Origin of the sequence: Gilliamella sp. B2772, from assembly GCF_026536985.1 — a bacterium.
GTDB classification, from domain to species: Bacteria; Pseudomonadota; Gammaproteobacteria; order Enterobacterales; family Orbaceae; genus Gilliamella; species Gilliamella apicola_E.
Genome location: NZ_JAFNNB010000005.1, coordinates 42,399 through 67,959, shown reverse-complemented (window position 1 = coordinate 67,959; position 25,561 = coordinate 42,399). Strand labels below are relative to the sequence as shown.

Genomic DNA, 25,561 nt, shown 5'->3' with positions numbered 1-25,561 from the left:
ATAAGATATATTATGAATATACTTAAGCATATACAGACCTTTTTGGTAATGTTATGGTCTCGTATAAATCATGATCGTTTAACCTCATCCTCGGCAGAACTAGCTTATACGACAATACTTGCATTAGTCCCATTAATAACTGTTGTGTTTTCCTTACTTTCTGCGTTTCCTATGTTTAATGAAGTTAGCCAATCATTAAAACAGCTCATTTATAGCAATCTTGTCCCTACTGCAAGTGACACCATTCAAAATTACCTAGAACAATTTATTGCCAATACAAAAAAAATGACATTTATCGGAATTATCGGTTTAATAGTAACATCATTACTACTTATTAATTCTATTAATAATGCACTAAACCGTATCTGGCAAACCAAACGCAAACGCTCCTTCATGTATAACTTAACCATGTATTGGACAATTTTAACATTAGGTCCTATTTTAGTTGGCTCAAGTGTTGCAGTAAGTTCTTATATATTTTCCCTAAAATGGTTATCGAATGCTGCTAGTGGTGATCTCCTACTAAGTACTTTACCATTTATCATATCGGTTGTTGGATTTTGGTTGCTCTACAGCATTATTCCAACTGAATCAATTCCATTTAAAGAAGCTGCAATTGGTGCGTTAGTTGCAGCAATATTATTCGAAATTGGTAAACGTGCTTTTGCGCTGTATGTTACTTCTTTTCCGACTTATCAACTTATTTATGGGGTAGTTTCCTCAATTCCCATTATGTTAGTTTGGATCTACTGCTCATGGTGTATTGTTTTGTTTGGCGCCGAATTTGCAGCAACACTCGCTGACTATAATAAACAACAAAAAGCGCTATTAAAGCCCCAATCTTAACTGGAATAATATAAATTATGATTGCCTTAATCCAACGTGTAAAACAAGCATCGGTTTCTGTTGATAATCAAATTATTGGTCAAATCGATCAGGGATTACTTGTTTTACTCGGTGTTGAACAAGATGACAACGAGCAAAAAGCAATACGCTTGAGTAAAAAAGTACTCGGCTATCGTATTTTCAGTGATACTAATGACAAAATGAATCTCAATGTTCAGCAAATAAACGGAAAATTGTTGGTTGTTTCTCAATTCACCCTGGCCGCTGATACTCAAAAAGGTATGCGCCCAAGTTTCACTAAAGGTGCTCCACCCGATAAAGCTAATGAACTTTATCAATTTTTTGTTAGACAATGTCAGCAACAAATTGAGACACAAACTGGACAATTTGCCTCTGACATGCAGGTTTCTCTTATTAACGATGGACCCGTAACTTTTTGGCTACAAGTTTAAAAATTATTTTACTTTATTTAGCCATTCTAAAGATGTGTTATTATCAGTAAAACCTAGTTTACTCAGCTTATTTTCATAAAACTGTTTTACCTCGTCCCAACGGTAGTACGGATAATTATCGGTTTTCAATGGTAAATGCACTTCTCTTTCATTTAACATCACTTTGATTAATATGGGTTGATGGGGTTGATTGCTTTGGTAAAAAATCCATTGAATATTAGCGCCCATAGGAATAATTTTTTCTGCTTGCCAAACGAATGGATAATCCGCGACTGAGTTAACGGCAGTATAAGTGCCTTCAAGTTCAAGCAATGTTGCTAATGACGAAATAGTTTCAGCATGAGCAAACCGTAAATTAGCATCAATATTTTTATCAGTTATTGCCTTATCAGCTGTTTTTAACATATCCAACAATAATGGCGCAGCAATTTTAATCTGGATACCATTCGCATCAAACGCTGGACCAATTTGTAAAAAATTTTTAGAAGTGACTACCGTGTCAAACCATAATAACTGATTTTTAGTGAAATAAAGGCTAAAATCAAGATGGTTATCAGCTAAAATTTCAGGAGAAAATGATAATAACTCCTGGTAAAATTGATAAACTGCAATGACAAAATCTGCTGTTTTAATTGAAGATTTTTCAGGTAAAGAAATCCCATTATTCAACTCATTACAAAAGCCTTGAGTAAATATCAAACTTGCAACATTTTGACTCATCTCTACTGTTTTAGTCGAATTTTCTAGCGATTTTAAGGCATTTTTAACACTTTTACTCTTTTTATATTCTTTATAAGTCGGAGAATATTCAAAAAAACGTAATAGAGTTTGTTGATCTTCTGGTTGTTGATAAATATTGATATCAGAATAGTTATTTTTAAATGTTTTAATAAAAATTTCTGCTGTTTCTTTAGCTCTTGGTGAGGTTGATGATATCACTTCGATTTTTTGTCCTTTAAAAACCGTTGGGTTATTGGCTAACATGCGTTGACTAATTAAACTAATATCTTTTCGACCAAGATCAGTAAGCTGACCATAATGATTTTTATTCAATGCTTTAATACGAATAATTTGCCTTAATAATGATTTTCCCATTTCGGTTAATTGATTATTTTTATCAGCTAAAATTAATACGTTATAAGCAATATCTTCATATTTAGGTTTACTAATATAACGTGAACCATGCCGACCAATATGATCAATATAAAATGCTTGATATCCATCTGGTGCAGGAGTCTGTTGTTTATCATACTGATACGCGGTCTTTGAACCTGATGTTATCATTTCTGCAAAACTTAATGGTGAAAACATCAGTAAACTGATGACTAAGATTAAAAATTGGATAAAAAAAGATTGTTTTATAAAAGACATAATGACTCCTACCTAATAATATAAGAGCAAAATAACAAGAGCGTGCTTTTAAAGCATTTTATACCATTAATCACATAATTTAACTGAAAATCATACAATTATTTTTAGAATACTCTTTCAATTTTTTAAAAAAAGATTATCTTATTAGCTACTTTTTATAACTCATTTAACTGCTTTAAAACATAATGAAATTATATGGCCTTTCTGGTATTAAAATAAGCTGTGCGTTTATATCTGCATGCATAAATACTCCTTACAACACAACTCGTTTTCTTAAAGATTTAATTGCCGGAATAACGGTTGGCATTATTGCTATCCCGCTTGCTATGGCTTTAGCTATTGCAAGTGGTGTTGCCCCTCAACATGGCCTCTATACCGCAATTATAGCAGGCTTCGTGATAGCTCTCACTGGAGGATCACGTTTTAGTGTTTCCGGCCCAACTGCGGCGTTTGTGGTCATTCTATATCCTGTTTCCATACAATTTGGCTTATCAGGTCTATTAATTGCCACTCTACTTTCAGGCATTTTTTTAATATTGATGGGTGTAATTCGTTTAGGTCGATTAATCGAATACATTCCTCTACCAGTGGTGCTAGGTTTTACTTCTGGTATTGCAATAACCATCGCCACCATGCAGATAAAAGATTTTTTTGGCTTAACACTAGAACACATGCCAGAAAATTATGTTAATAAAGTTATTGAACTAGTTAAAGCCTTTCCAACCATTAATATCGCAGATACCTTTGTTGGTTTAGTTACACTGATTGTTTTAATCATGTGGCCAAAATTTCGAGTAAAAATATCTGGCCATTTACCGGCTTTAATTGCTGGCATACTAACCATGTTAGTATTCAATCAATTTGGCTATCAAATCGAAACAATCGGTTCACGATTCACTTATACATTAGCCGATAACACTGTTGGTCATGGTATTCCACCTGTTTTACCAGAATTTATCTTACCATGGGAACATGCAAGTTTCACATGGAATTGGTCAACAATAACGGCTTTAATTCCAATCTCATTAACGATGGCTATGTTATGTGCGATTGAATCACTACTATGCGCAGTTGTATTAGATGAAATGACCCATACCAAACATCATTCAAATAGCGAACTGATTGGCCAAGGTTTAGGAAATATCATTGCGCCATTTTTTGGTGGCATTTCAGCAACAGCGGCTATTGCGCGTTCAGCGGCAAATGTCAAAGCGGGCGCAACATCGCCAATTGCCGCCGTATTGCATTCATTAATCGTATTATTGGCACTTATCTGTTTTGCCCCACTTTTATCATTTATTCCATTATCAGCTATGGCAGCATTATTATTAATTGTTGCATGGAATATGAGTGCCATTCAACGCGTTATCTACATTATTAAATGCGCACCTAAAGACGATATCATGATCATGCTTATTTGCATGTCCCTTACCGTATTATTCGACATGGTAATCGCTATTACGCTTGGAATTGTATTAGCCTCAATACTGTTTATGCGTCGTATTGCTAGTATGACTCGTTTGGTCGAATTGAACCAAAGCAATGAAAAGACGTTAGTGCTAAGAATTAATGGTCCATTATTCTTTGCGGCTGCTGAACGGACTTTTTTAGAGTTATACCAAAAAATCAATGGTTATCAACATATTGTTTTACAATGGGATGCGGTACCTATCCTAGATGCAGGAGGCTTAAATGCACTTATCCATTTTATTGATGAATTACCAGAGTCAGTTGATCTATCTATTTGCGAATTGCAATTCCAACCATTAAAAACCTTAGCTCGGGCGAGAATTGTACCTGTATCAAATAAATTAATGTTTTATTCAACTTTAGATGAAGCACTGAAAGATAAAATTTAATATCAAAATTGATTTTATTATATTGATTAAATATTATACTTAGTGAAAGTAAATCGTCCGAGTTTTCACTAAGTATTTTTTATCAGCTATGTACACTTCCCTTTTTCATATGAGTCAAGATTAACTCAGAAAGATGGTGTTCATTTAATACATTACATTAACAACAGGAAATAAATATGATAGCTAATGAAAACACTATTCAAAGTTTTAAACAAAAATCAAATTGGTTTATTATTATTGGTATAGTTTTAATTATTCTCGGTTGCTTGGCATTAGGGTATCAATTCATAGCCACCGTTTTTTCTGTTTATTTTATCGGTTCACTCCTTTTTATCGCAGGGATTATCCAAGTAATCCACTCTTTTAACATCAAAGGATTTGGCCAAACTGCTTTATGGGCAATCATGGGGATTTTATATATCTTCATTGGCGCTATGTCGTTTTTCCAACCGATCGCGGTCTCAAGCGCATTAACATTATTAATTTCTTTATTATTGACGATTAGTGGATTTACTCAAATTTTTGCTGCAATGAGCAACCGCAACATACCTCGTTGGGGATGGGTCGTCTTTTCTGGGGTGATTAACATCATTTTAGGACTTATGTTAATGGCAGGCTGGCCATATGATAGCGTTTGGGTATTAGGAATGTTTTTAGGTATAGATTTAGTTTTCCAAGGCTTTGCTTATATTGCAATTGGTTTTGCACTAAAAAATCATAGATCTTAAATTTCATTTTATTGCTCACAAGTCATGTTGTGAGCAATAAGCCTCAACAGTTCAAAAATAAAACCTTCTAACCAAAAGCAACTATTTATAACTTTTATTGGTTTTCGCTTTGACTTCGCGCATTGACTGTAATATTCGATGATAATTATCTAACCTTGATGGTGCAATCGCGCCTTGTGCAACAGCTTTCTGGAGTAAACATCCCGGTGTATCTAAGTGATTACAATCACGAAATTGGCAACCTCCTAAATAATCATCAAATTCAACAAAACCAGCAATAACTTGCTCTGGCTCTAAATGCCATAAACCAAACTCACGAATTCCTGGTGAATCAATAATATCCCCACCATTTGGTAAATGATAAAGCCGAGTTGAAGTTGTGGTATGTTGGCCAAGCCCAGATATTTCAGATACTTCACCAGTTAGCGTAGCTTGGTTGTGAGGCAATAGTAAATTGATGATACTGGATTTACCGACACCCGATTGACCAACTAAAATAGAAATTTTACCATCTAAAACCTTCTGTAAAGGTTCAATACCTTGTTGTGACTGACATGAAACAAATAAAACCTGATAACCAATTTTAGTGTAAATAAGAAACTGTTGCTCAATTTCTTGTTTTTTTTGCTCATCAAGTAAATCAATTTTATTCAATACGATAATAGGTTTAATTTTCGTCGCCTCACAAGCGACTAAATACCGATCGATGATATTAAACGATAATTCAGGTAAAACGGCTGAAATAATAACAATTTGATCGACATTTGCTGCAACAGGCTTAACTCCATCATAAAAATCAGGCCGTACTAACTCGGAACGACGAGGATGAACTGCTTCAATAATACCATTAGTATTCGGTTCCAAACTCTCACGCCACAATACTTTATCCCCCGTCACTAATGACGGTAAAGTACGGCGAATACTACATCGATAAATAATCCCAGCATTATCTTCAACATCCGCTGATTTGCCAAACCTACTTACCACCACCCCTTCACGAGGCGCAGAGAAATTTGATAGATTTTCATCCATCTTAGTTTCTAAACGTTGTTGATGCTTAGCGGCCATACGCCTTTTTTGATTTTTTGAAAGTTGATTTTTTGCCACGGTTGCTAATTTTTTTGGTCAAACAGTTTAGTACTTATGCTACACTACTCAGCATTAAAAAGAAAATTTATACCACAAATTATGACTACTCTATCAAATAATCTGATATGGATTGATCTGGAGATGACAGGCCTCAATCCAAATAGCGATCGCATTATCGAAATCGCAACTATTGTAACTGATTCTAATTTAAATATTCTCGCTGAAGGTCCAGTCATTGCCATTCATCAAACAGATGAACAACTTGCACTTATGGATGATTGGAATCAAAAAACGCATGGCAAGTCTGGATTAATCGATCGTGTTCGTCAAAGTACGGTTACCGAACAACAAGCTGAACAACAAACTCTTGCGTTTTTAAAACAATGGGTTCCCGAAAACTGTTCACCAATCTGTGGTAATACGATTGGTCAAGACCGACGTTTTCTGTTTAATTATATGCCAAATCTAGAAAAGTATTTTCATTACCGTTATTTAGATGTCAGTACGATTAAAGAATTAGCCAGACGCTGGAAACCTGAAATATTAAAAGGTATCAGTAAACAGAGTTCTCACCAAGCGTTAGATGATATTCGCGACTCAATCGCCGAATTACTTTATTACCGACAACACTTTTTCAATCTAACTAATGAGTAATCATGAATATTTTATATACGATTTTACTTTATTTAATCCAACCGCTTGTCTGGTTTAGACTGCTTTGGCGCAGTCGCAAAGCACCAGATTATCGTAAGCGTTGGTTAGAACGCTATGGATTTTGTAAAAATAAAGTCAAATCAGGTGGAATTTTAGTTCACGCGGTATCTGTCGGCGAAACACTCGCTGCAATTCCATTGATAAAAACACTTCAAAAACAATATCCGCAGTTACCAATTACCGTTACAACAATGACACCTACTGGCTCTAAACAAGTTAAGACGCTACTAAAAGATAGCGTTAGCCATGTCTATTTACCTTATGATTTACCCTGTTCAATACATCGTTTTCTAAAAGCAGTTAAACCTAAATTAGTCATAATCATGGAAACCGAACTTTGGCCAAACTTAATTAGCCAATGCCATAACAAAAAAATCCCATTAATTATTGCTAATGCGCGATTATCTGAACGTTCAGCCAATAGGTATCACAAATTAGGAAAAGCGATTAGTAAACTATTAACTAAAATCAGCACAGTCGCCGCTCAAAACGAACAAGATGGAGAGCGATTTTTATCGTTAGGTTTGCCAAAAGAGCATTTAACCGTAACCGGTAGTATTAAATTTGATATTGAACTAACTGATAAACAAAGTCTTGCGCAATTAAAACAGCAATGGCAATTAAATCGACCAGTTCTTATAGCAGCGAGCACACATTCAGGTGAAGATGAAATCATTTTATCAGCATTTCAACGACTACTAAAAAATCACTCTAACTTATTACTTATCTTAGTTCCGCGTCATCCAGAACGTTTTAAAACTGTTGAAGAACTAATTTCCGACAATAAGTTAAATTATATCAAACGAAGCACGAAACAAATCCCAACTGAGCAGACGCAAGTGATTTTGGGCGACACCATGGGAGAACTATTAGAACTTTATGGTTTAGCTAATATCGCTTTTGTTGGCGGTAGCTTAATTGAACATGGTGGTCACAATCCATTAGAACCGGCACTACACCATATTCCAATTATTAGCGGTAAATACTTTTTTAACTTTAAAGTGATTTGTGAACAGTTAATTGAAGCTAATGGTATGTTGATATGTGACAGCACAGCTGATTCACTCTATTCAACTGTAAACAGCTTATTGAATGACGACAATCGTTGTCAGCAAATCGGCGAAAATGCATATCAAGTATTAAAAAGAAACCAAGGAGCACTAAATCGCCTACTTAAGGTTATCCATCACTATCTTGAACCATATAAGGATAACCTATGAAAAACAAACAGGGAGTATTAATTGTTAATTTAGGTACACCAAGCGCTGCAACGCCAGAGGCAATTCGCTCTTACTTAACAGAGTTTTTACTCGATCGCCATGTTGTCGATCTTCCTGCTTTTATTTGGTATCCAATACTAAAATACCTAGTATTACCTAAACGCGTTCCCTACATCATTAACCATTATCAAAAAATATGGATAAATGAGGAATCACCATTACTCCATTACAGTAAACGCTTGATGAATCAATTACAACAAGCATTACCGGATATACAATGCGAATTAGCCATGACCTATGGTGAACCGGGCTTACAATCCGCACTAAATAATTTAAAATCATGTGAAAAAATAACACTATTTCCGTTATTTCCACAATATTCTACAACTACAACTCAGGCAGCATTAGATAAAGTTAAGCAACTTATTCGTGATTGTGCGTTCAAGATTAACTATATTCGTGATTATGCAGATGACGAAAGTTATATCGATGCACTTTATTCACAAGTGCAACAAGCTTTTTCAACGCAAGGACAACCTGATGTATTGCTTCTTTCCTATCATGGCATACCTCAACGCTATATTGATAAACGGCAAGATGACTATGTGCAAAGATGCCAGTTAACAACCAAGTTATTGATAAAAAAATGCCAAGATAATGGTATCGACTTACCAATCAAAATGGCTTATCAATCAAAATTTGGTAAAGGGAAATGGGTTGAACCAAACACCAGCGATATATTAGAAAACCTAGCTAAAACCGGGACTGAACATGTCCATGTTATCTGCCCAGGTTTTTCGGCGGATTGCATTGAAACACTTTATGAAATTGATGAGCAAAACAGAGAAATATTTTTAAATGCTGGTGGTAAACAGTTTTATTACATTCCAGCCTTAAACGATACGCCATTACAGATGGAATTAATCAAAAATATACTTCAAAAACCCCGTTCCTCAACTTTTTTGACTAATTAATATTTATTCTAACGATAATAAACTATCCAAAATCACATCAGCTGAACGTAAAATTGATTAAGATAAAAGCTAAATTACCAACTAATTTAACCTAGATGATAACCTGTGTTAGGATGATAGTTAAAAATTATCTGCGCTCAAAGGAGAATTATCGATGAAAATAATCATCATTGGCGCTCAAGCAGCTGGAGCAAGTGCTGCTGCAAAAGCCAAAAGAAGGGACCCCAATGCGACAATTTGTATCTATGAAAAATCAGATATAGTTTCATTTGGAGCTTGTGGATTACCTTATTTTATTGGCAATCATTTTGGCGATGAAAATGAAATGATATCCAGAACGCCAGAACAATTTGCTAAAGATGGCATTGAAATCAAAACATTACATGAAGTTATCGCTATTGATCCTAATTTAAAAAAAGTCACCGTCAAAGATATCAAAAACAATAATTGCTTTGACGATGATTATGATAAGTTACTCATTGCCGTTGGGGCGATACCAATAATTCCACCTTTAGAAAATAGACAACTGGAAAATATTTTCACTTTACGCGATATGTATGATGGTCTAGCAATAAAAAAAGCCTTAAACCAAAATACCAATGTCGTGGTCATTGGTGCTGGCTATATCGGGCTAGAAATAACCGAATCGTTAGTAAAATTGAATAAAAACGTAAAATTAATTCAATTAGATGATAGAGTTTTGACCGATGCCTTCGATCCAGAACTTACTGAGATAATTGAAGAAAATCTAAAACAACATTGTGATTTACATCTACAAGAGCAAGTACAAGGCTTTGAAGGTGAACAAAAAGTTACTCATGTTATCACCGATAAAGCTAAATATCCCGCCGACATTGTCATTATTGCCACAGGAGTAAAGCCTAATAGCGAAGTTTATAAACACCTCAATATTGAAACTCTTAGTAATGGTGCAATTGTCGTTGATAATTATGGACAAACTAACATAGCTGATATTTATGCTGCAGGCGACTGTGTCGCGCTTCATCATCGCGTTAGCCAATCAATGACTTATATTCCATTAGCGACCGGAGCGAACAAATTAGGTAAAATTGTTGGTGACAATTTAGCAGGCGGTAACAATCAATTCCCAGGAACCCTTGGGACATCAGCATTAAGAGTATTTGATATTGAAGCCGGTCGAACAGGATTAACCGAACAACAAGCTATTAAAGCTGGTATCCCATACAAAACAGTAGTAGTTAAAGATAAAAATCATAGTAACTATGTTGAAGGGCAAACTAGCGTCACAGCTAAACTTATTTATCACGCCGAAACTCGTATTTTATTAGGTGGACAGATTGCTGGGGGCAGTGGTGCTGTATTAAGAACGAATAGTTTAGCCACCGCTATTTGGGCTAATATGAAAATTGATGAATTAGCCATGATGGATTTTTTATATGCACCACCTTTTTCAAGACCATGGGATATTTTAAATATCGCTGGGGGCATTGCTAAATAGTATTGAAATATTTCAAATATTTGCAAAATTATTAAAATTCAAAATATGTGGTTTGGTTTTAATCCAAACCATAAAAGATTATTAAAAATTAATTCAATTTTATCCAAAAGCTGGGGGTAAACATGTCAGATGCCATTTTTCAGGGCACTTTTTTCGAAAAGTTCTTATCCATCACCCATTATCAAACTTTAATCGGGATTGGTTTATTACTGCTTTGCTTTTTTGCCATCATGCGACCGATGCAAACCAAAAAAGTTAATTTTTCTATTAGAATGTTAGTCGGATTGGTGCTTGGTGCTGTTATTGGTTTAGGTATTCAAGCTGCAGCCGGTTTTCCAGAAAGTTCAACTGTTTGGATGCAAGAAACAGCAACATGGTATGGTTTGTTTGGTCGTGCCTTTATTGCCTTCATACGCATGTTAGTGATTCCATTAATTTTTGTCTCAATTGTAAAAGTGATTATTGATTTTTCTGGTAAAGACAATTTGCCGAAAATAGCATTCAGAGGAATTTTTTGGTTACTATTCACTACAGCCATCGCTTGTATTGTCGGTATTATTTTAGCAAATTTACTATCATTAGGTGAGTTGAGTTCAGCATCAACCAAAACGGCTACCGCCAAACAATATACCAATATTATTGACACTTTCGTAAATCTTATTCCAAGTAATATCATCGGCTCTATGGTAAAAGAGAATATTGTAGGCTTAGTTATCTTTTCAGCATTGATGGGACTTGCCGCTAACCGAATGGAAAAAAAGAATCCACAACCTATTGCTCTTTTTAAAACCTTTATTGAGGCGCTCTATAAAATTATCATGTCAATTGCCATGACGATTATTAAATATATGCCTTATGCGGTAATTGCTTTACTTGCTCGTACTATTATTTCAAACGGTATCCCAGCAATTATTGATGTATCAAGCTTTGTATTAGCAATTTACCTTGCAACCATAATAATGCTTGTTGTGCATATTGTGATTGTCATGCTTCATGGAATTTCACCTATCGTATTTATCAAAAAAGCACTTGGCACATGGTTACTTGCTTTCACTAGCCGCTCATCTGTTGGTACATTACCGATGACTATCTCAACATTGACCGTTAGAATGGGGGTAAATACAGGTACAGCGAATCTAGTTGGCTCACTCGGAAGTACAATGGGAATGAATGGCTGCGCTGGCTTTTTCCCAGCCTTACTTGCGGTTATGGTTGCTCATATGGTAGGTATTAATACTGATATTCAATTCTATATAATGCTAGTCATTGTGGTAGTTATCGGATCAATTGGTATCGCAGGTATTCCAGGCACTGCAACAGTCGCAGCGACTGTCGTACTTTCAGGCATGGGTATGGCTGAATATTTCCCATTAATTGGTATGGTGTTAGCCGTCGATCCAATCATTGATATGGCCAGAACGTTAGCTAATGTATCTGGATCAATGACCGCTGCAATAGCAACCGATCATGAAGTTGGATTAATGAATATGGATATTTATAATGATCCTAATGTGACTTTGGATAATGAACAGTCTGAAGTTTAACAATAAAGATAATTTTCAGTTTAATTTAATTAACAAAAAGACGCCAATTGGCGTCTTTTTATATCAGCGGAAAAACAAAATTAAATGGTTTTTAACCATGCTTTAACATCATCACCTAAACTTTTGTGACGCATTGCGTATTGTACAAAAGTTTGTACATAACCCAATTTATTTCCACAGTCGTGGCTTCGGCCTTTAATACAGTATGCATCCACTCGATCTTCATCAAGTAACATCGCAATTGCATCAGTCAATTGAATTTCACCTCCAGCACCTAAAGGCGTTTTAGCTAAAAGTGGCCAAATTTTTTCAGATAAAACGTAACGCCCAACAACTGATTGGTTAGATGGAGCTTCTTCAATTGACGGTTTTTCAACTACACTATACATTTGCGCTATATTACCAGCTGATAACTCTTCACCACGGCAGTCAACAATACCATAAGATGAAACAAGATCTTTTGGTACAGGTTCGACCATGATTTGGCTATGTTTAGTGTTATGATAATTATTAATCATCGCCGCTAAATTATCTTGAGCAAGATCACTATCATACTCGTCAATAATCACATCCGGTAATACTACAGCAAAAGGCTCATCACCAACTAAAGGATAAGCACAAAGCACTGCATGACCAAGTCCTTTTGCTAACCCCTGGCGAACACTAGTAATCGTCACGTTTTTTGGCAGAATCCCTTGTACTTCTTGCAAAAGTTGACGTTTAACTCGGGCCTCAAGCATAGCTTCAAGCTCAAAACTGGTGTCAAAGTGATTTTCTATAGAATTTTTAGACGAGTGCGTTACAAAAATAATTTCAGTTATCCCTGCCGCAATACACTCTTTGACAACATACTGAATAAGTGGTTTATCAACCACAGGTAACATCTCTTTAGGAATCGCTTTGGTTGCAGGTAACATTCTTGTGCCAAGACCAGCAACAGGAATAACTGCTTTTTTAACTTTTCCTTTAACAGATGATTCAAAATTTAATGGCATTTTAATTCCTTAAAATAATAAAATGATAAATTAATTAATTATATTGTTATGACTTTTACATTGTCCTTCAACAAAGGTATTTGCAACTCGCTCTGATCTTAATATATAAGCAGCCCAAATACCGCTCCAAATGAATTGTCTTACTATTTTAGCTATATCGCTTGTTTCAATCGGAAGTTTAACATAATGATAAGAAAAAAATTGATCCAAAAGAACAAAAGTACATGATGTTACTAGATAACCAATCATATAATAAGGAAATTTATAGTTTTTAGTAAAAAAAAGATAAAGCAAATAGAGGGCAAAAGGAATTAAAATCGCGTTAAGACCTAATTCCACTGGAAAAACCCAACTAAAATTAGGAATATAATATTCAGAAGCAGGATTGATAAAATCACCCCAATGGTCTTTGAAAATCATAACAATAAAACCGATAGCGAATAGATTTACTACAATCGAAAATATGATAAATATTGCAATAACTATAAGCCAGCCACCTAATCCCTTAAGTTTTGGATTATCCGTCATATAAAGATCCTTAATTAATAATAGATAAATCATTAAATTTAATTAATGACGAATTATCACTGTCTTTAGCTAAAGAATCAATGGAAATATAAACAATTTGACACGTTTCTAACACAGCTTCTTTAACAACAAACTTTGCTTTACGATCGCGTTCTTCTTTCTGTTTGGCGCTAATGTAAAAATCATCATAACCATCATCATACATTGATGCTCTTTCAAATATATTAGTACTACGCCAAAAAGTCTCTTTTGGATAATCTCGCTCAAAAGTTTGACCCGTTAATTTGCCTTTTAAGCCAGCATAACTCATGGGTAAGTGTCGACTAGCTCGACTTTGTGAAAGATAAATATGGGGATATTGTGTAAGATTGGATTCAAGTTGGTTTAACTTAAATTCAACACCAGAACGATTTTGATACTGGCAATTATCCATGATTAAAGGTGCAGTTCGAAAGTTCAACGAACCACACCCCACAAGTAAAAATGCTAAAATAAATAGTCGATACATATGGTTTTGTTTGCTTTTAAGAAGCTATAAGCAAACCCATTTATTATTTACAATTTTTCACTAACATCTTCGGCAGTATTGGTAATAGCTTTACCGCCAGATTGCACGTCTTTACCTACACCTTTAACCGTGTTACAACCTACTACAAGTGTTGTCATCGCGATACTTACCAATAAAATAAATACTTTACGTAACATGTGATTCTCCTCTAGTTAGTCACATTATGATTTGATTGTGGCAAATGCTTCTGCTACACGATGTATATTATGGTGATTTAAACCCGCCACACACATTCTCCCGCTGCCCACCAAATAAACAGCGAAATCATCTTTTAGTTGTGCGACTTGCTCTTTAGAAAAACCGGTATAACTAAACATACCTCTTTGTTTAAGTAGGTAGTCAAAATTCTGTTTAGGCGCTGCTGTTTTTAATAAATCGACTAATGTTGAGCGCATGCTAACAATACGATTACGCATTGATTCGACTTCTTTAAACCATAAAGCTTTAAGTTCAGTATTATTTAATACGTATGATACAAGTTGTGCACCGTAAGCGGCAGGACTAGAATAATTTCGACGAACCGTTGCTTGTAATTGACCAAACACTCGATTAGCCACTTGGTTATTATCACATAAAACGGATAAACCGCCCACTCGCTCACCATAAAGTGAAAAAGTTTTAGAAAACGAATTGCTGATAAACCCACACAATCCTCGCTCAGCCACTTTTTTTATTGCATAACTATCACTTTCGATACTTTCGCCAAAACCTTGGTAAGCGATATCCATAAATGGAATGAGATCTCGGTTTTGTAAAACATCAATCACTTTGTCCCATTGTTGGTTTGTTAATTCTGCACCAGTTGGGTTATGGCAGCAAGGATGCAATAACACAATACTTTTAGCTGGTAAGGTATTTAGTGTTTCAAGCATCGCATCAAAATTCACGCCACAAGTCTGAGGATCAAAATAAGGGTATTTATTTACCTTAAATCCTGCGCCATTAAAAATGGCAATATGATTCTCCCAAGTTGGATCACTAACCCAAACTTGAGAATCAGGAAAATAACGATATAAAAAGTCAGCACCGACTTTCAGCGCACCTGATCCCCCTAATGTTTGAACAGTGGCAATCCGCTTTGTTTGAAAAGCAGGGTTATCTTCACCAAAAAGCAATAATTGGATTGCCTGACAATAACTCGGTAAGCCACTCATCGGCAAATAAAGTTGTGCGCCTTGTTGATGATGATAAATATAGTCACGAGCCGTTTTAATACACGATAATTGAGGAACCACACTATTTTCATCATAATAATAACCAATACTCAAATTGGTCTTGTTTTCGCGCTTATCATTATTGAATTCAGCAACTAATGATAATATTGGATCCCCTGCGTACGACTCTACTTTTTCAAACATTTTCCCAACCTAATTAAATCAGTAAATATCAATGGATAATTGTAGATTATTGCACCAACTTAATTGGCAATCAATCACTAAATAATAGTTTAAATATAAATAATTTTAGGATACTAAAATAGACCGTTTAAAAGACTGATTTGGATATAAAACGTTAGAATAGATGGTCAAAAAAGGGATTTTAAATAAAAAAAAACCTCAAAAACCCCGTTCCTCAACTTTTTTTACTTCATTAGCACCTTTCGGTGCTAACAATTATAAGTCGATTATTTAACCGCAATAACTTCTATTTCAACTTTCGCATCTTTAGGAATGCGAGCAACTTGCACACAAGAACGAGCAGGGAATGTTGCCTGATTCTCTGTAAAAAATGCCTCATAGACACTATTCACATCCGCAAAATCATTCATATCCGCTAAAAAAATCGTCGTTTTAACGATATTTTTAACTTGATATCCTGCCTCAGTAATAATTGCTTTTACATTCGCTAAACTTTGTTTAGCTTGCTCTTTGACACAACTTGGCATCTCACCTGTAGCTGGATTAATTGGAATTTGACCTGAAGCAAATAACATGTTGCCCAAATCAACACCTTGAACATAAGGACCTATTGCTGCTGGTGCTTTGTTGGTATTAACAACTTTTACCATATATGATTTCTCCTTTCATCTTGTTATGCATCTCATTTCAACAGGAACCAAATTTGGTGTCAAGTCATGGTAAATTTATGATCATGGGACTTCTGCCAATTTTCTGATATGATAGTTGAAAATTTTTTCATTTGTTGAGAGTTAGCATGTTTGAGAATTTAACTGACCGTTTATCACAGACATTTCGCAATATTAGTGGGCGTGGACGCTTATCTGAAGATAATATCAAAGATGCCCTACGTGATGTCCGTATGGCATTACTTGAGGCTGATGTTGCCCTACCTGTGGTCCGAGAATTTATTAACCAAGTTAAACAAAAAGCTGTTGGTTTAGATGTTAATAAAAGCCTAACACCAGGCCAAGAATTCATCAAAATCGTTCAAGCAGAACTTACTACAGCTATGGGTGAAGTTAATAGTTCACTTAACTTAGCCACCCAGCCTCCAGCCGTCATTCTCATGGCAGGTTTGCAAGGTGCGGGTAAAACTACCAGCGTCGCAAAACTAGCAAAATTTTTAAAAGAAAAACAGAAAAAGAAAGTGTTAGTTGTCTCTGCCGACGTTTATCGCCCTGCGGCAATAAAACAGTTAGAAACACTAGCTAAAGCAATTGATGTGGAGTTCTTCCCGTCAGATATCAATCAAAAACCTATTGATATTGTTAACAAAGCAATTTCACATGCTAAATTACAATTTTTTGATGTCCTTATTGTCGATACCGCTGGTCGATTACATGTCGATAGCGAGATGATGGATGAAATCAAAGCACTGCATGATGCAATCAATCCAATTGAAACGTTATTTGTGGTCGATGCCATGACCGGACAAGATGCTGCTAATACGGCAAAAGCATTTAATGACGCATTACCTTTGACCGGGGTTATTTTAACTAAGGTGGATGGTGATGCTCGTGGCGGTGCGGCGTTATCGATTCGTCATATTACCGGTAAACCAATCAAATTCTTAGGGATGGGTGAAAAGACGGATGCATTAGAACCTTTTTATCCTGACCGTATCGCTTCACGTATTTTAGGGATGGGTGATGTACTCTCTTTAATTGAAGAGTTACAGAGTAATGTTGATCGTGAAAAGGCAGAGAAAATCGCCAAAAAACTCAAAAAAGGTGATAAGTTTGATTTTAATGACTTCCAAGATCAACTTCGACAAATGCGTAATATGGGTGGAATGGGAGCTATGCTGGCTAAACTACCTGGCGTTGGTCAACTTCCTGATCATATCAAAGCACAGATGGATGATAAAATCACCATCAAGATGGAAGCCATAATTGGTTCGATGACATTAAAAGAACGAGCTAATCCCGAAATCATCAAAGGCTCACGCAAACGCCGTATTGCTAATGGTTCAGGTACCCAAGTGCAAGATGTTAACAAGCTGCTTAAGCAGTTTGAAGATATGCAAAAAATGATGAAAAAGATGAAAGGTGGTGGCATGATGAAGATGATGCGCCAAATGAAAGGTCTAATGGGTGGAGGCATGGGCTTCCCACCTAGATAACATTTTACTTCGCTTTTCTTTCAATAAAATACTATCGTGCAAAGTTACACGATAGTATTTCAATAAACTCAATTTTCTCGATTTAGCGCTTTAATTTTAGTTGGACGCTGCATAGTTAATACAGTACCAATCGATGAAACTATAATAAATAGAATAGCAATCCATTGATAATGAGTTAACTGTTCGTGTAAAACAATTAATCCAGAAAACGCAGCAAATACAGGTGACAAGCTCATCAAAGTACTAAAAGTTTGTGCGGGTAATCGTGGCAAAGCGATCATATCCAGGCCATATGGAATAGCAGACGCCAATAATGAAACGACAAAAACGAGAGGCAACAGATCCATCGAAAACATTGTGCTACCACTGTGCCATACACCAATAGGAAAGAGTAATATTGAGGCAATAATCGAACCTACCGCAACACTTGAGGCACCATAAATTTCACCCGCTTTTCGCCCAAAAACAATATAACCAGCCCAACAGCTTCCTGCACATAAAGCTAGTAATATACCGATAGGATCCAAATCGTTAGAAGCCTGATGAATAGGAAGCAACATCACCAATCCAATGATCGCAATAGCTAACCAAACAAAATCAGTTAATCGGCGCCCAGAAAACATCGCAACCATAATTGGTCCAGTTAACTCTATTGCCACAGCAATTCCTATTGGGATTCGAGATATGGCATTATAAAAAGCCAAATTCATACATCCCATAGCGACACCATACAGAATAATATATTTAATGGCTGACTTAGTAATAGTTTTACGCCAAGGTTTAAAGATTATTACCAATAAAATCGCTGAGAAAAACAACCGCCATGCTGTCATCGCCTCAGGCCCTAGTACAGGAAACAAGTATTTAGCAAATGAAGCACTTGCTTGCACTGATATCATCGAAATAAAAATTAAAAAAACAGGCCAAGATCTTTTGAGCATAATGACTACCTAGATTAAAGTAATTGCATATTAAGGGAAGCAATTTGTTTACATAGCAACGTAAAATCAATTTAAGATTATTACGATATTTCGCTAAAAGCTTTATTATTAAACGAATCGTATAAATAATATTTTTTCAATATCACATCACGTTTAGTTATCCCTTTTTACTGATAGTAAAGCCAGATCTTGTAGCGCTTTTTTATAAGGGGAATCAGGTAAGATTGAAATAACATTGTATGCTTTATTGGCCTCTTGTTGAGCCGTTTTTAAAGTAAATTCAAGAGATCCACACGACTGCATAACTTTTAAAATATGATCTAATAAATGCCGGCCATTACCTTGCTCGATAGCTTGACGGATTAACGTCGCATCTTCTGAATTAGCATGATGCATTGCATGCAATAATGGTAAGGTTGGTTTACCTTCATTGAGATCATCACCCAAATTTTTACCTAATTTTTGATTACTATCCGCACTATAATCTAATAAGTCATCAATAATTTGAAAGGCGGTTCCCAAGTATTTTCCATACTCTTGCAGTGCAAATTCTTGCTCTGGTGTTGCTCCTGCTAATACTGCTGCTGAATGCGATGTTGCTTCAAACAGTCTTGCTGTTTTGCGATAAATAACTTGTAAGTATTGCTCTTTAGTAATATCAGGATCATTACAATTTATCAGCTGTTGAACTTCACCTTCAGCAATAATATTTGTTGCTTCTGACATTATCTTCAATACTTTGAATGATTCTGTGCGTACCATCATTTGGAAAGATCTTGTGTAAATATAATCACCAACTAAGACACTTGCCGCATTACCAAATAGCGCATTAGCGGTTGATTTACCTCGCCGTAAATCAGATTCATCAACAACATCATCATGCAATAAAGTTGCAGTGTGAATAAATTCGATAAAAGCTGCGGTAATAATATGTTTATCACCCTGATAATTAAGCGCTTTAGCTATTAACAAGGCAATAACTGGGCGAATCCGTTTTCCACCACTACTAATGATGTAATTCCCTAATTGATTAATTAGTACAACATCGGAACTAAGTTCTGCTTGTATTGCTTCATTAACTTTAACTAAATCATCTTGTACTAGATCGAGTATTTGTTTTATCGATGGATTATTCATCAGTCTAACCACTACAAATGGGAGATATTTATTTACTATTATCTGATAAATATTTTTAAGCAACAAGTATTGCTAAATCATATTTAAAAAAATACTACAAATGATAAGCATTTTCATTTAGAATACACACCTTAAATGAACATTAATTACTGTTATGAAGATCAACTTTGATATAGATATCAACAACGAAAAAGAGCCGCAATCACCTGCTTCTAATAAGCAAAAGGATGCCTATATATATACATCGATCTCTGTAATATCACATTTATTTTTATTTGGATTATTGTTCAGCTCTGCACTGTTTGCAAATAATATCGTTGTTGATGAAGGTGATAATTCAATTAAAGCTGTTATGATTGACCTTACTCAGTTAGCAGCTCCGGAACAATCATTGGTTGAAGAAACACCTGAAATCAAAGGTGCTGAAAACAGTGAAATCATTGACAATAAACCAATTGAAGAACCAGTCGTAGAGCCAGAAGTCGTTGAAGAAAAGATTCCGGAACCTACACCTGAAATAGAACAAAAAAAACCAGCAACAGAGCCAGATAAACCAGTTATTGTTAAACCTAAACCAAATAAGAAAAAACCACCGACACAAAAATCATCTCGTCAACAAGTTAGACAAGATGTGATAAGTGATAATATAGCAAATACTTCAGTAGCTCCTAAAGTATCTGATAATCGACAATATTCTGGTAATCCCTCTCCAATTAGTCGTAATCGACCAGAATATCCTCGAAGAGCACTAGATATGCGCTTAGAAGGTTATGTTGTTGCTATGTTTGATGTAACTAGTGAGGGCCGTGTTGAAAATATTAGGATTATTGAAGCCCAACCTAATAATATTTTTAATCGCTCGGTTATCTCAGCAATGAAAATGTGGAAATATAAGCCGATTGCCGGAAAAGATCTCAAAATAAAAATTGTTTTCAATCGTGATAGTTCAATTAGCTTAGGAAGCAATTAATCACTCATTCCTCAATCAATAACTATTATTAAATAAAAAACTGTAAAAGCACTAATTTTATAATTCAATTAGTGCTTAGTTGATAAATAGTTTATCTATTCTTTTGCATTAAATGTTCAATTTCCTGCGGTTGTTTAGGTACCGTTGAGGTTAAAATTTCGTTGCCAGATTCGGTAACCAAAATATTATCTTCGATACGAATCCCAATACCTTTATAACATTCTGGCACATCAGCATCTTTATTAATATAAAGTCCAGGCTCAACGGTTAAGACCATACCCGGAGCGAGTATGCGATCACGATCACTGCCAACATCATGCACATCAATGCCTAACCAGTGACCTAATCCATGCATATAGAATGCTAAATAAGCTTTGTTTGTAATCAATGTTTCAACATCACCTTGCATAATTCCAAGCTTAACTAATCCTTCAACCATAATCCGAATAATTTTTTGATTAACTAATGATATTGAGGTGCCTGGTTTCAATAATTTGATAGCTGTACATTGCGCAGTTAACACAATGTTATATATTTCGAGTTGTGCTTGACTAAATTTACCATTAATCGGAAATGTTCGAGTAATATCACCTGCATAATAATGATATTCACAACCTGCATCAATTAAGACTAAATCGCCCTCTTTGAGCGTGTCGCTATTATTTTCATAATGCAATATACAACCATTATTACCTCCGCCAACAATAGTATTATATGACGGCCATCGAGCGCCATGCCATGCAAACTCATGTAATATTTCAGCTTCTAATTGATATTCATACCAATTAGCCTGGCATTTTTGCATTGCCCGAATATGTGCTTGAGCACTGATTTCGCACGCTTTACGTAAAAGAGCCATTTCATATTCAGACTTAAACATTCGCATTTCATGAACAATTGGTCGCCAATCAATAACTGTACTCGGCGCAGAAAGTTTGAATCGAGCACCTTGCCGTAATGTATTGATTGCTTTCTTAATTATCTCGTCAGCATAATCATATAGTTGGTCTGCATAATAAATTGCTTTTTTTCCATTTATTAAATTTGGTAGAACACTCTCTATATCATCGAAAAGATAAGCCTCATCGACTAAAATCTTTGTTAATGCCTCTTGCTGGCCTAAGCGGTAGCCAGCCCATGTTTCGGCTAAAGGATCTTTCTTGCGATTAAATAAAATATATCGTCCTTGACCGTCTTGTTGTTTAATTATTGCCAAAAGCGCTTCTGGCTCTGCAAAAAAAGTAAAATACCAAAAGTCACTATCTTGTCTATAAGGGTAGTGGGTATCATTACTTCGTTTAACTTCTGGCGAAGCAAAAAATAAGGCAATGCTATTTGGCTCCATCTGAGCCAATAATTTATTTCGCCGATCTAGCAGTTCTGTCTTGGTCTGAATATCTATCATAGCGTTTACCTTGATAATCAGTAATATTGAATATTAGTGAAGTGTTGGTGTGATATCGGGTTCATTAAATTCATCAAAACATAACATCGCCGTAATGCGAACGTACTCTTTGATCTCTTCAAATGCAAAGCCCAGCTCTTGCTGATCTTCATCTTCATCATAACCGAGTTTAGCTATTTGTCTTAGATCATATATTGCTTCACCCACATCACCTTTAACTCGATTAAGTTTAGGTTGAACTAAACCAATACCCAATAAAAAATGATTTACCCATCCCACTAAATCGTCAATTTGCGTAAACAAATCTTGCTCACCAAGTAGAAGTTGGAACTCAAAATCTTCATCAATAAATTGTTGTTTAGTTGTATGATATAACTCTTCCACTTCCTTATTTAAAGGTTCAGCTATTTTTTGCCCATCATTCAACATGTCTTGAACTAACACTCTCCAACTTTCGTCATGATTTCCTCCAGCTAATAAGCCAGATAAGAATCCATGTAATTCAGCTGCAGTTATGCCAACTTTATTTTGGATAAGTTGACGATTAAGCTCGTCATAAATCTTGGTATTAGTCATTAACTCCACCTTATTAGTTTATAATAATAGTGAAAATACATCCCTCTGCACTTTCACTCATTATTAGTATATAATTTGTGCCTAGCTGTAAATAATAAACAGGTTATTGTGCTTTATAAAGGAATTATTTTGAACATTTTTAGATTAATTTTAACATCACTATATATAGTTATATCGTTAACTGCTTGTAGTTCATGGCTGAAAAATAAAGGTGTGATTGTTCTTGATGTACAGAATAATACCTATATAACCAGCCAAGACTTACCTAAAGATTATCAGTTAGGCAATGGCGAACAAGAACTTGATAAGTTTGAAGCTTTCTGCCGAGACGAGATCCGTGCCTCACAACTAGATGGTAGCGAAGAGACGGTATTTGAAAATATCAAACGAGGAATTCACGGTCAGGTTGAATTTAAAAAATGTAGTGATAGAGTCACTCGAATTTACCGATATTAATAAATATTTCAGCTTACTTTGTAAAGTATCGCTAATAAGATTGACTAATTGTCACATATCCGTGAAATCTTACTAGCCTTTCAAGCTGTTTTTATTTATATTGTCGCATGAACAAATATATTTTTGGGAGTAAAATAATTATGTACAAGCAAGATGTAACCATTACTGCATCGAACGGTCTTCACACCCGCCCTGCTGCACAATTTGTAAAGGAAGCTAAAAACTTCAATTCTGAAATTACTGTCACATCAAATGGAAAAAGTGCAAGTGCTAAAAGCTTATTCAAATTACAAACATTAGGCTTAACTCAAGGTACAACTATTACTATTTCAGCCGAAGGTGAAGATGAAAAAGAAGCAGTAACTCATTTAGTAAAATTAATTCCTGAATTGGAATAATACTCCCATGTTAGCGTTGAACGGTTTTAATATTAGATAAGGATTAAATGTTATGGTATCAGGTATACTTGTTTCCCCAGGTATCGCTTTTGCAAAAGCGCTATTATTAAAAGAAGAACCTATTGTTATAAATAATAGGCAAATTCTTGATAACAAAATTGACGCTGAAATTGATCGTTTTAAAGAAGCACGTGAAAAATCAAGCGAACAATTACATGCGATCATGGAACGAGCTAAAACCACTTTAGGTGAGGATAAAGCTGCTATTTTTGAAGGTCATATCATGCTTCTTGAAGATGAAGATCTTGAACAAGAAGTTATTTCACGCATCAAAAGTAAACACTCAAGTGCTGACGCAGCTGTCCAATCTGTATTTGAAACCCAAGCAAAAGAGTTAGAAAATCTAGATGATGAATATCTAAAAGAACGTGCTGCCGATATCCGTGATATTGGTAAACGACTGCTAAAAAATATTTTAGGCATCGAAATTGTTGATCTAAGTGCTATTAGCCAACCTTGTATTTTAGTTGCGACTGATTTAACACCGTCTGAAACTGCTCAATTAAATTTAGATATGGTGTTAGGTTTCATCACTGATGCGGGAGGGCGCACTTCACATACATCAATCATGGCCCGTTCATTAGAAATTCCAGCAATCGTGGGTACATCTAATGCAACACAAGAAATCAAACAAGGTGATTTTGTTATTTTAGATGCAATCAACAATGCTATCTACATTAATCCAGATCATGCAACTCAAGAAAAACTAAAACAAGTACAAACAAAATATCTTGCTGATAAAGAAGAGTTAGCAAAATTAAAAGATCTACCAGCTGTAACACTTGATGGTCATCAAGTTGAAATTTGTGCAAATATTGGTACTGTTCGTGATATTGCTGGTGCAGATCGTAATGGTTATGAGGGTGTTGGGCTTTATCGTACAGAATTCTTATTCATGGATCGTGAAGCTTATCCTAATGAAGATGAACAATTCAAAGCATATAAAGAAGTTGCTGAATCAACTAATGGCCTATCAGTTATTGTTCGTACAATGGATATCGGTGGTGACAAAGATGTACCATATATGCATTTACCAAAAGAAGAAAATCCATTCTTAGGTTGGCGTGCAATTCGTATCTGTTTAGATCGTAAAGAAATACTACATGCACAGTTACGAGCAATCTTACGCGCTTCTGCATTTGGTAAATTGCGTATTATGTTCCCAATGATTATTTCGGTAGAAGAAATTCGTATTCTAAAATCTGAAATTAATATCCTTAAAGAACAATTAACATCTGAAGGTAAAGCATTCGATAAAAGCATTGAAATTGGTGTGATGATCGAAACACCAGCCGCTGCGGTTATTGCTAGACATTTAGCTAAAGAAGTTGATTTCTTTAGTATTGGAACTAACGATTTAACCCAATATACACTTGCTGTTGACCGTGGTAATGAGCTTATTTCACATCTTTATAATCCACTTTCACCATCAGTATTAACATTGATTAAAAATGTAATCGATGCTTCTCACAAAGAAGGTAAATGGACAGGAATGTGTGGAGAGCTTGCTGGTGATGAAAGAGCAACAATTTTATTACTAGGTATGGGGCTTGATGAGTTCAGTATGAGTGCGGTATCAATTCCTAAAATCAAAAAATTAATTCGTAATACTAATTATGAAGAAGCGAAGAAATTTGCTGATACTGTTCTTGAAAAAGCAACAGCTAAAGAAATAACCGATTTAATTGAAAAATATACTGCTGAAAAGCAAATTTGTTAGGAGGCAAT

The 25,561-nt window shown here is 35.2% G+C and carries 26 protein-coding genes; 14 read left to right on the top strand and 12 right to left on the bottom strand.

Annotated features, from left to right (window positions below; genetic code table 11):
* The first annotated feature begins 12 nt into the window (after positions 1 to 12).
* The gene (locus tag J3T98_RS10310) at positions 13 to 846 is read left to right on the top strand and encodes a virulence factor BrkB family protein (RefSeq protein WP_065735210.1); all 834 of its coding nucleotides are present in this window, start codon (positions 13 to 15) and stop codon (positions 844 to 846) included.
* 17 nt (positions 847 to 863) lie between these two features.
* On the top strand, positions 864 to 1,298 hold the full coding sequence (dtd, locus tag J3T98_RS10305) for a D-aminoacyl-tRNA deacylase (RefSeq protein WP_267362798.1): 435 nt from the start codon (positions 864 to 866) through the stop codon (positions 1,296 to 1,298).
* Positions 1,299 to 1,301: 3 nt separating this feature from the next.
* On the opposite strand, the gene J3T98_RS10300 is transcribed toward dtd, so the two are convergent.
* Entirely contained in the window at positions 1,302 to 2,669 is a 1,368-nt protein-coding gene (locus tag J3T98_RS10300) for a histidine-type phosphatase (protein WP_267362796.1), read from the bottom strand.
* 185 nt (positions 2,670 to 2,854) lie between these two features.
* Between J3T98_RS10300 and dauA the strand changes: the two genes are divergently transcribed.
* Together dauA and J3T98_RS10290 are read left to right on the top strand one after the other, a co-directional pair.
* On the top strand, positions 2,855 to 4,528 hold the full coding sequence (dauA, locus tag J3T98_RS10295) for a C4-dicarboxylic acid transporter DauA (protein ID WP_267358024.1): 1,674 nt from the start codon (positions 2,855 to 2,857) through the stop codon (positions 4,526 to 4,528).
* A gap of 176 nt (positions 4,529 to 4,704) precedes the next feature.
* Positions 4,705 to 5,256, top strand: coding sequence for an HdeD family acid-resistance protein (locus J3T98_RS10290; RefSeq protein WP_065561805.1), 552 nt, complete (start codon positions 4,705 to 4,707; stop codon positions 5,254 to 5,256).
* Between the two features lie 81 nt (positions 5,257 to 5,337).
* Here the strand turns inward: J3T98_RS10290 and rsgA are convergent, their stop codons facing one another.
* Positions 5,338 to 6,363, bottom strand: a complete 1,026-nt coding sequence (gene rsgA, locus J3T98_RS10285; RefSeq protein ID WP_267362794.1) for a small ribosomal subunit biogenesis GTPase RsgA — start codon at positions 6,361 to 6,363, stop codon at positions 5,338 to 5,340.
* 81 nt (positions 6,364 to 6,444) lie between these two features.
* Here rsgA and orn point away from each other — a divergent pair, with 81 nt between their 5' ends.
* The 5 genes from orn (at position 6,445) to J3T98_RS10260 (ending at position 12,277) form a co-directional block, all read left to right on the top strand.
* Positions 6,445 to 6,999: an oligoribonuclease gene (gene orn, locus J3T98_RS10280; RefSeq protein WP_065561851.1), complete on the top strand. Its 555-nt coding sequence runs from the start codon at positions 6,445 to 6,447 to the stop codon at positions 6,997 to 6,999.
* Between the two features lie 2 nt (positions 7,000 to 7,001).
* The gene (gene waaA, locus J3T98_RS10275; protein WP_267362792.1) at positions 7,002 to 8,279 is read left to right on the top strand and encodes a lipid IV(A) 3-deoxy-D-manno-octulosonic acid transferase; all 1,278 of its coding nucleotides are present in this window, start codon (positions 7,002 to 7,004) and stop codon (positions 8,277 to 8,279) included.
* Complete coding sequence (gene hemH / locus J3T98_RS10270) at positions 8,276 to 9,253, top strand: ferrochelatase (protein WP_267362790.1); 978 nt, start codon at positions 8,276 to 8,278, stop codon at positions 9,251 to 9,253. Before waaA ends, hemH begins: the two co-directional genes overlap by 4 nt.
* Positions 9,254 to 9,407: 154 nt before the next feature.
* Entirely contained in the window at positions 9,408 to 10,733 is a 1,326-nt protein-coding gene (locus tag J3T98_RS10265) for a CoA-disulfide reductase (protein WP_065561801.1), read from the top strand.
* A gap of 122 nt (positions 10,734 to 10,855) precedes the next feature.
* Positions 10,856 to 12,277 carry a cation:dicarboxylate symporter family transporter gene (locus J3T98_RS10260; protein ID WP_267362786.1) on the top strand — a complete coding sequence of 474 codons (1,422 nt, stop codon included), beginning with the start codon at positions 10,856 to 10,858 and terminating at the stop codon, positions 12,275 to 12,277.
* An 80-nt stretch (positions 12,278 to 12,357) separates the two neighbouring features.
* On the opposite strand, the gene galU is transcribed toward J3T98_RS10260, so the two are convergent.
* The 6 genes from galU to J3T98_RS10230 all read right to left on the bottom strand — a co-directional run bounded on the left by galU (position 12,358) and on the right by J3T98_RS10230 (position 16,376).
* A complete protein-coding gene (gene galU / locus J3T98_RS10255) occupies positions 12,358 to 13,272 on the bottom strand; it encodes a UTP--glucose-1-phosphate uridylyltransferase GalU (RefSeq protein ID WP_065561799.1) in 915 nt (304 codons plus the stop codon).
* Positions 13,273 to 13,302: 30 nt separating this feature from the next.
* Positions 13,303 to 13,800 (bottom strand): DUF2569 domain-containing protein, encoded by a 498-nt coding sequence (locus tag J3T98_RS10250; RefSeq protein ID WP_267362784.1) that lies wholly within the window; start codon positions 13,798 to 13,800, stop codon positions 13,303 to 13,305.
* A gap of 10 nt (positions 13,801 to 13,810) precedes the next feature.
* The gene (locus J3T98_RS10245) at positions 13,811 to 14,308 is read right to left on the bottom strand and encodes a hypothetical protein (protein WP_267362782.1); all 498 of its coding nucleotides are present in this window, start codon (positions 14,306 to 14,308) and stop codon (positions 13,811 to 13,813) included.
* Between the two features lie 47 nt (positions 14,309 to 14,355).
* Positions 14,356 to 14,466: an entericidin A/B family lipoprotein gene (locus J3T98_RS10240; RefSeq protein ID WP_370632592.1), complete on the bottom strand. Its 111-nt coding sequence runs from the start codon at positions 14,464 to 14,466 to the stop codon at positions 14,356 to 14,358.
* Between the two features lie 63 nt (positions 14,467 to 14,529).
* The gene (locus J3T98_RS10235) at positions 14,530 to 15,726 is read right to left on the bottom strand and encodes an aromatic amino acid transaminase (protein WP_267362779.1); all 1,197 of its coding nucleotides are present in this window, start codon (positions 15,724 to 15,726) and stop codon (positions 14,530 to 14,532) included.
* A gap of 266 nt (positions 15,727 to 15,992) precedes the next feature.
* Positions 15,993 to 16,376, bottom strand: coding sequence for a RidA family protein (locus J3T98_RS10230; RefSeq protein WP_065561795.1), 384 nt, complete (start codon positions 16,374 to 16,376; stop codon positions 15,993 to 15,995).
* A gap of 146 nt (positions 16,377 to 16,522) precedes the next feature.
* Between J3T98_RS10230 and ffh the strand changes: the two genes are divergently transcribed.
* Complete coding sequence (gene ffh, locus J3T98_RS10225) at positions 16,523 to 17,890, top strand: signal recognition particle protein (RefSeq protein ID WP_065561794.1); 1,368 nt, start codon at positions 16,523 to 16,525, stop codon at positions 17,888 to 17,890.
* Positions 17,891 to 17,958: 68 nt separating this feature from the next.
* Here the strand turns inward: ffh and J3T98_RS10220 are convergent, their stop codons facing one another.
* A complete protein-coding gene (locus J3T98_RS10220; protein ID WP_065735224.1) occupies positions 17,959 to 18,831 on the bottom strand; it encodes an EamA family transporter in 873 nt (290 codons plus the stop codon).
* A gap of 153 nt (positions 18,832 to 18,984) precedes the next feature.
* A complete protein-coding gene (gene ispB / locus J3T98_RS10215) occupies positions 18,985 to 19,968 on the bottom strand; it encodes an octaprenyl diphosphate synthase (protein WP_267362775.1) in 984 nt (327 codons plus the stop codon).
* A 154-nt stretch (positions 19,969 to 20,122) separates the two neighbouring features.
* Between ispB and J3T98_RS10210 the strand changes: the two genes are divergently transcribed.
* On the top strand, positions 20,123 to 20,938 hold the full coding sequence (locus tag J3T98_RS10210) for a TonB family protein (protein WP_065735225.1): 816 nt from the start codon (positions 20,123 to 20,125) through the stop codon (positions 20,936 to 20,938).
* A gap of 91 nt (positions 20,939 to 21,029) precedes the next feature.
* Here the strand turns inward: J3T98_RS10210 and pepP are convergent, their stop codons facing one another.
* On the bottom strand, positions 21,030 to 22,343 hold the full coding sequence (gene pepP / locus J3T98_RS10205; RefSeq protein ID WP_267362772.1) for a Xaa-Pro aminopeptidase: 1,314 nt from the start codon (positions 22,341 to 22,343) through the stop codon (positions 21,030 to 21,032).
* Positions 22,344 to 22,376: 33 nt separating this feature from the next.
* Positions 22,377 to 22,919: a YecA family protein gene (locus tag J3T98_RS10200; RefSeq protein ID WP_065561789.1), complete on the bottom strand. Its 543-nt coding sequence runs from the start codon at positions 22,917 to 22,919 to the stop codon at positions 22,377 to 22,379.
* Positions 22,920 to 23,048: 129 nt separating this feature from the next.
* On the opposite strand from J3T98_RS10200, the gene J3T98_RS10195 reads away from it, so the two are divergent.
* From J3T98_RS10195 to ptsI, 3 genes are all read left to right on the top strand, one after another.
* On the top strand, positions 23,049 to 23,375 hold the full coding sequence (locus J3T98_RS10195) for a hypothetical protein (RefSeq protein WP_267362769.1): 327 nt from the start codon (positions 23,049 to 23,051) through the stop codon (positions 23,373 to 23,375).
* A gap of 140 nt (positions 23,376 to 23,515) precedes the next feature.
* Positions 23,516 to 23,773: a phosphocarrier protein Hpr gene (ptsH, locus tag J3T98_RS10190; protein ID WP_065561787.1), complete on the top strand. Its 258-nt coding sequence runs from the start codon at positions 23,516 to 23,518 to the stop codon at positions 23,771 to 23,773.
* Positions 23,774 to 23,825: 52 nt separating this feature from the next.
* The gene (gene ptsI / locus J3T98_RS10185; protein ID WP_220225519.1) at positions 23,826 to 25,553 is read left to right on the top strand and encodes a phosphoenolpyruvate-protein phosphotransferase PtsI; all 1,728 of its coding nucleotides are present in this window, start codon (positions 23,826 to 23,828) and stop codon (positions 25,551 to 25,553) included.
* Positions 25,554 to 25,561: the final 8 nt, after the last annotated feature.

Bases quoted from the DNA above. Each gene is read 5' to 3' on its own strand.
- J3T98_RS10290 (WP_065561805.1), top strand. From the start codon at position 4,705: ATGATAGCTAATGAAAACACTATTCAAAGTTTTAAACAAAAATCAAAT.
- J3T98_RS10250 (WP_267362784.1), bottom strand. From the start codon at position 13,800: ATGACGGATAATCCAAAACTTAAGGGATTAGGTGGCTGGCTTATAGTT.
- J3T98_RS10310 (WP_065735210.1), top strand. From the start codon at position 13: ATGAATATACTTAAGCATATACAGACCTTTTTGGTAATGTTATGGTCT.
- J3T98_RS10260 (WP_267362786.1), top strand. From the start codon at position 10,856: ATGTCAGATGCCATTTTTCAGGGCACTTTTTTCGAAAAGTTCTTATCC.
- J3T98_RS10245 (WP_267362782.1), bottom strand. From the start codon at position 14,308: ATGTATCGACTATTTATTTTAGCATTTTTACTTGTGGGGTGTGGTTCG.
- J3T98_RS10230 (WP_065561795.1), bottom strand. From the start codon at position 16,376: ATGGTAAAAGTTGTTAATACCAACAAAGCACCAGCAGCAATAGGTCCT.
- J3T98_RS10235 (WP_267362779.1), bottom strand. From the start codon at position 15,726: ATGTTTGAAAAAGTAGAGTCGTACGCAGGGGATCCAATATTATCATTA.
- J3T98_RS10210 (WP_065735225.1), top strand. From the start codon at position 20,123: ATGAAGATCAACTTTGATATAGATATCAACAACGAAAAAGAGCCGCAA.
- pepP (WP_267362772.1), bottom strand. From the start codon at position 22,343: ATGATAGATATTCAGACCAAGACAGAACTGCTAGATCGGCGAAATAAA.
- ptsH (WP_065561787.1), top strand. From the start codon at position 23,516: ATGTACAAGCAAGATGTAACCATTACTGCATCGAACGGTCTTCACACC.
- ptsI (WP_220225519.1), top strand. From the start codon at position 23,826: ATGGTATCAGGTATACTTGTTTCCCCAGGTATCGCTTTTGCAAAAGCG.
- ispB (WP_267362775.1), bottom strand. From the start codon at position 19,968: ATGAATAATCCATCGATAAAACAAATACTCGATCTAGTACAAGATGAT.
- orn (WP_065561851.1), top strand. From the start codon at position 6,445: ATGACTACTCTATCAAATAATCTGATATGGATTGATCTGGAGATGACA.
- J3T98_RS10240 (WP_370632592.1), bottom strand. From the start codon at position 14,466: ATGACAACACTTGTAGTAGGTTGTAACACGGTTAAAGGTGTAGGTAAA.
- J3T98_RS10220 (WP_065735224.1), bottom strand. From the start codon at position 18,831: ATGCTCAAAAGATCTTGGCCTGTTTTTTTAATTTTTATTTCGATGATA.
- J3T98_RS10300 (WP_267362796.1), bottom strand. From the start codon at position 2,669: ATGTCTTTTATAAAACAATCTTTTTTTATCCAATTTTTAATCTTAGTC.
- waaA (WP_267362792.1), top strand. From the start codon at position 7,002: ATGAATATTTTATATACGATTTTACTTTATTTAATCCAACCGCTTGTC.
- galU (WP_065561799.1), bottom strand. From the start codon at position 13,272: ATGCCATTAAATTTTGAATCATCTGTTAAAGGAAAAGTTAAAAAAGCA.
- hemH (WP_267362790.1), top strand. From the start codon at position 8,276: ATGAAAAACAAACAGGGAGTATTAATTGTTAATTTAGGTACACCAAGC.
- dtd (WP_267362798.1), top strand. From the start codon at position 864: ATGATTGCCTTAATCCAACGTGTAAAACAAGCATCGGTTTCTGTTGAT.
- ffh (WP_065561794.1), top strand. From the start codon at position 16,523: ATGTTTGAGAATTTAACTGACCGTTTATCACAGACATTTCGCAATATT.
- J3T98_RS10265 (WP_065561801.1), top strand. From the start codon at position 9,408: ATGAAAATAATCATCATTGGCGCTCAAGCAGCTGGAGCAAGTGCTGCT.
- J3T98_RS10200 (WP_065561789.1), bottom strand. From the start codon at position 22,919: ATGACTAATACCAAGATTTATGACGAGCTTAATCGTCAACTTATCCAA.
- dauA (WP_267358024.1), top strand. From the start codon at position 2,855: ATGAAATTATATGGCCTTTCTGGTATTAAAATAAGCTGTGCGTTTATA.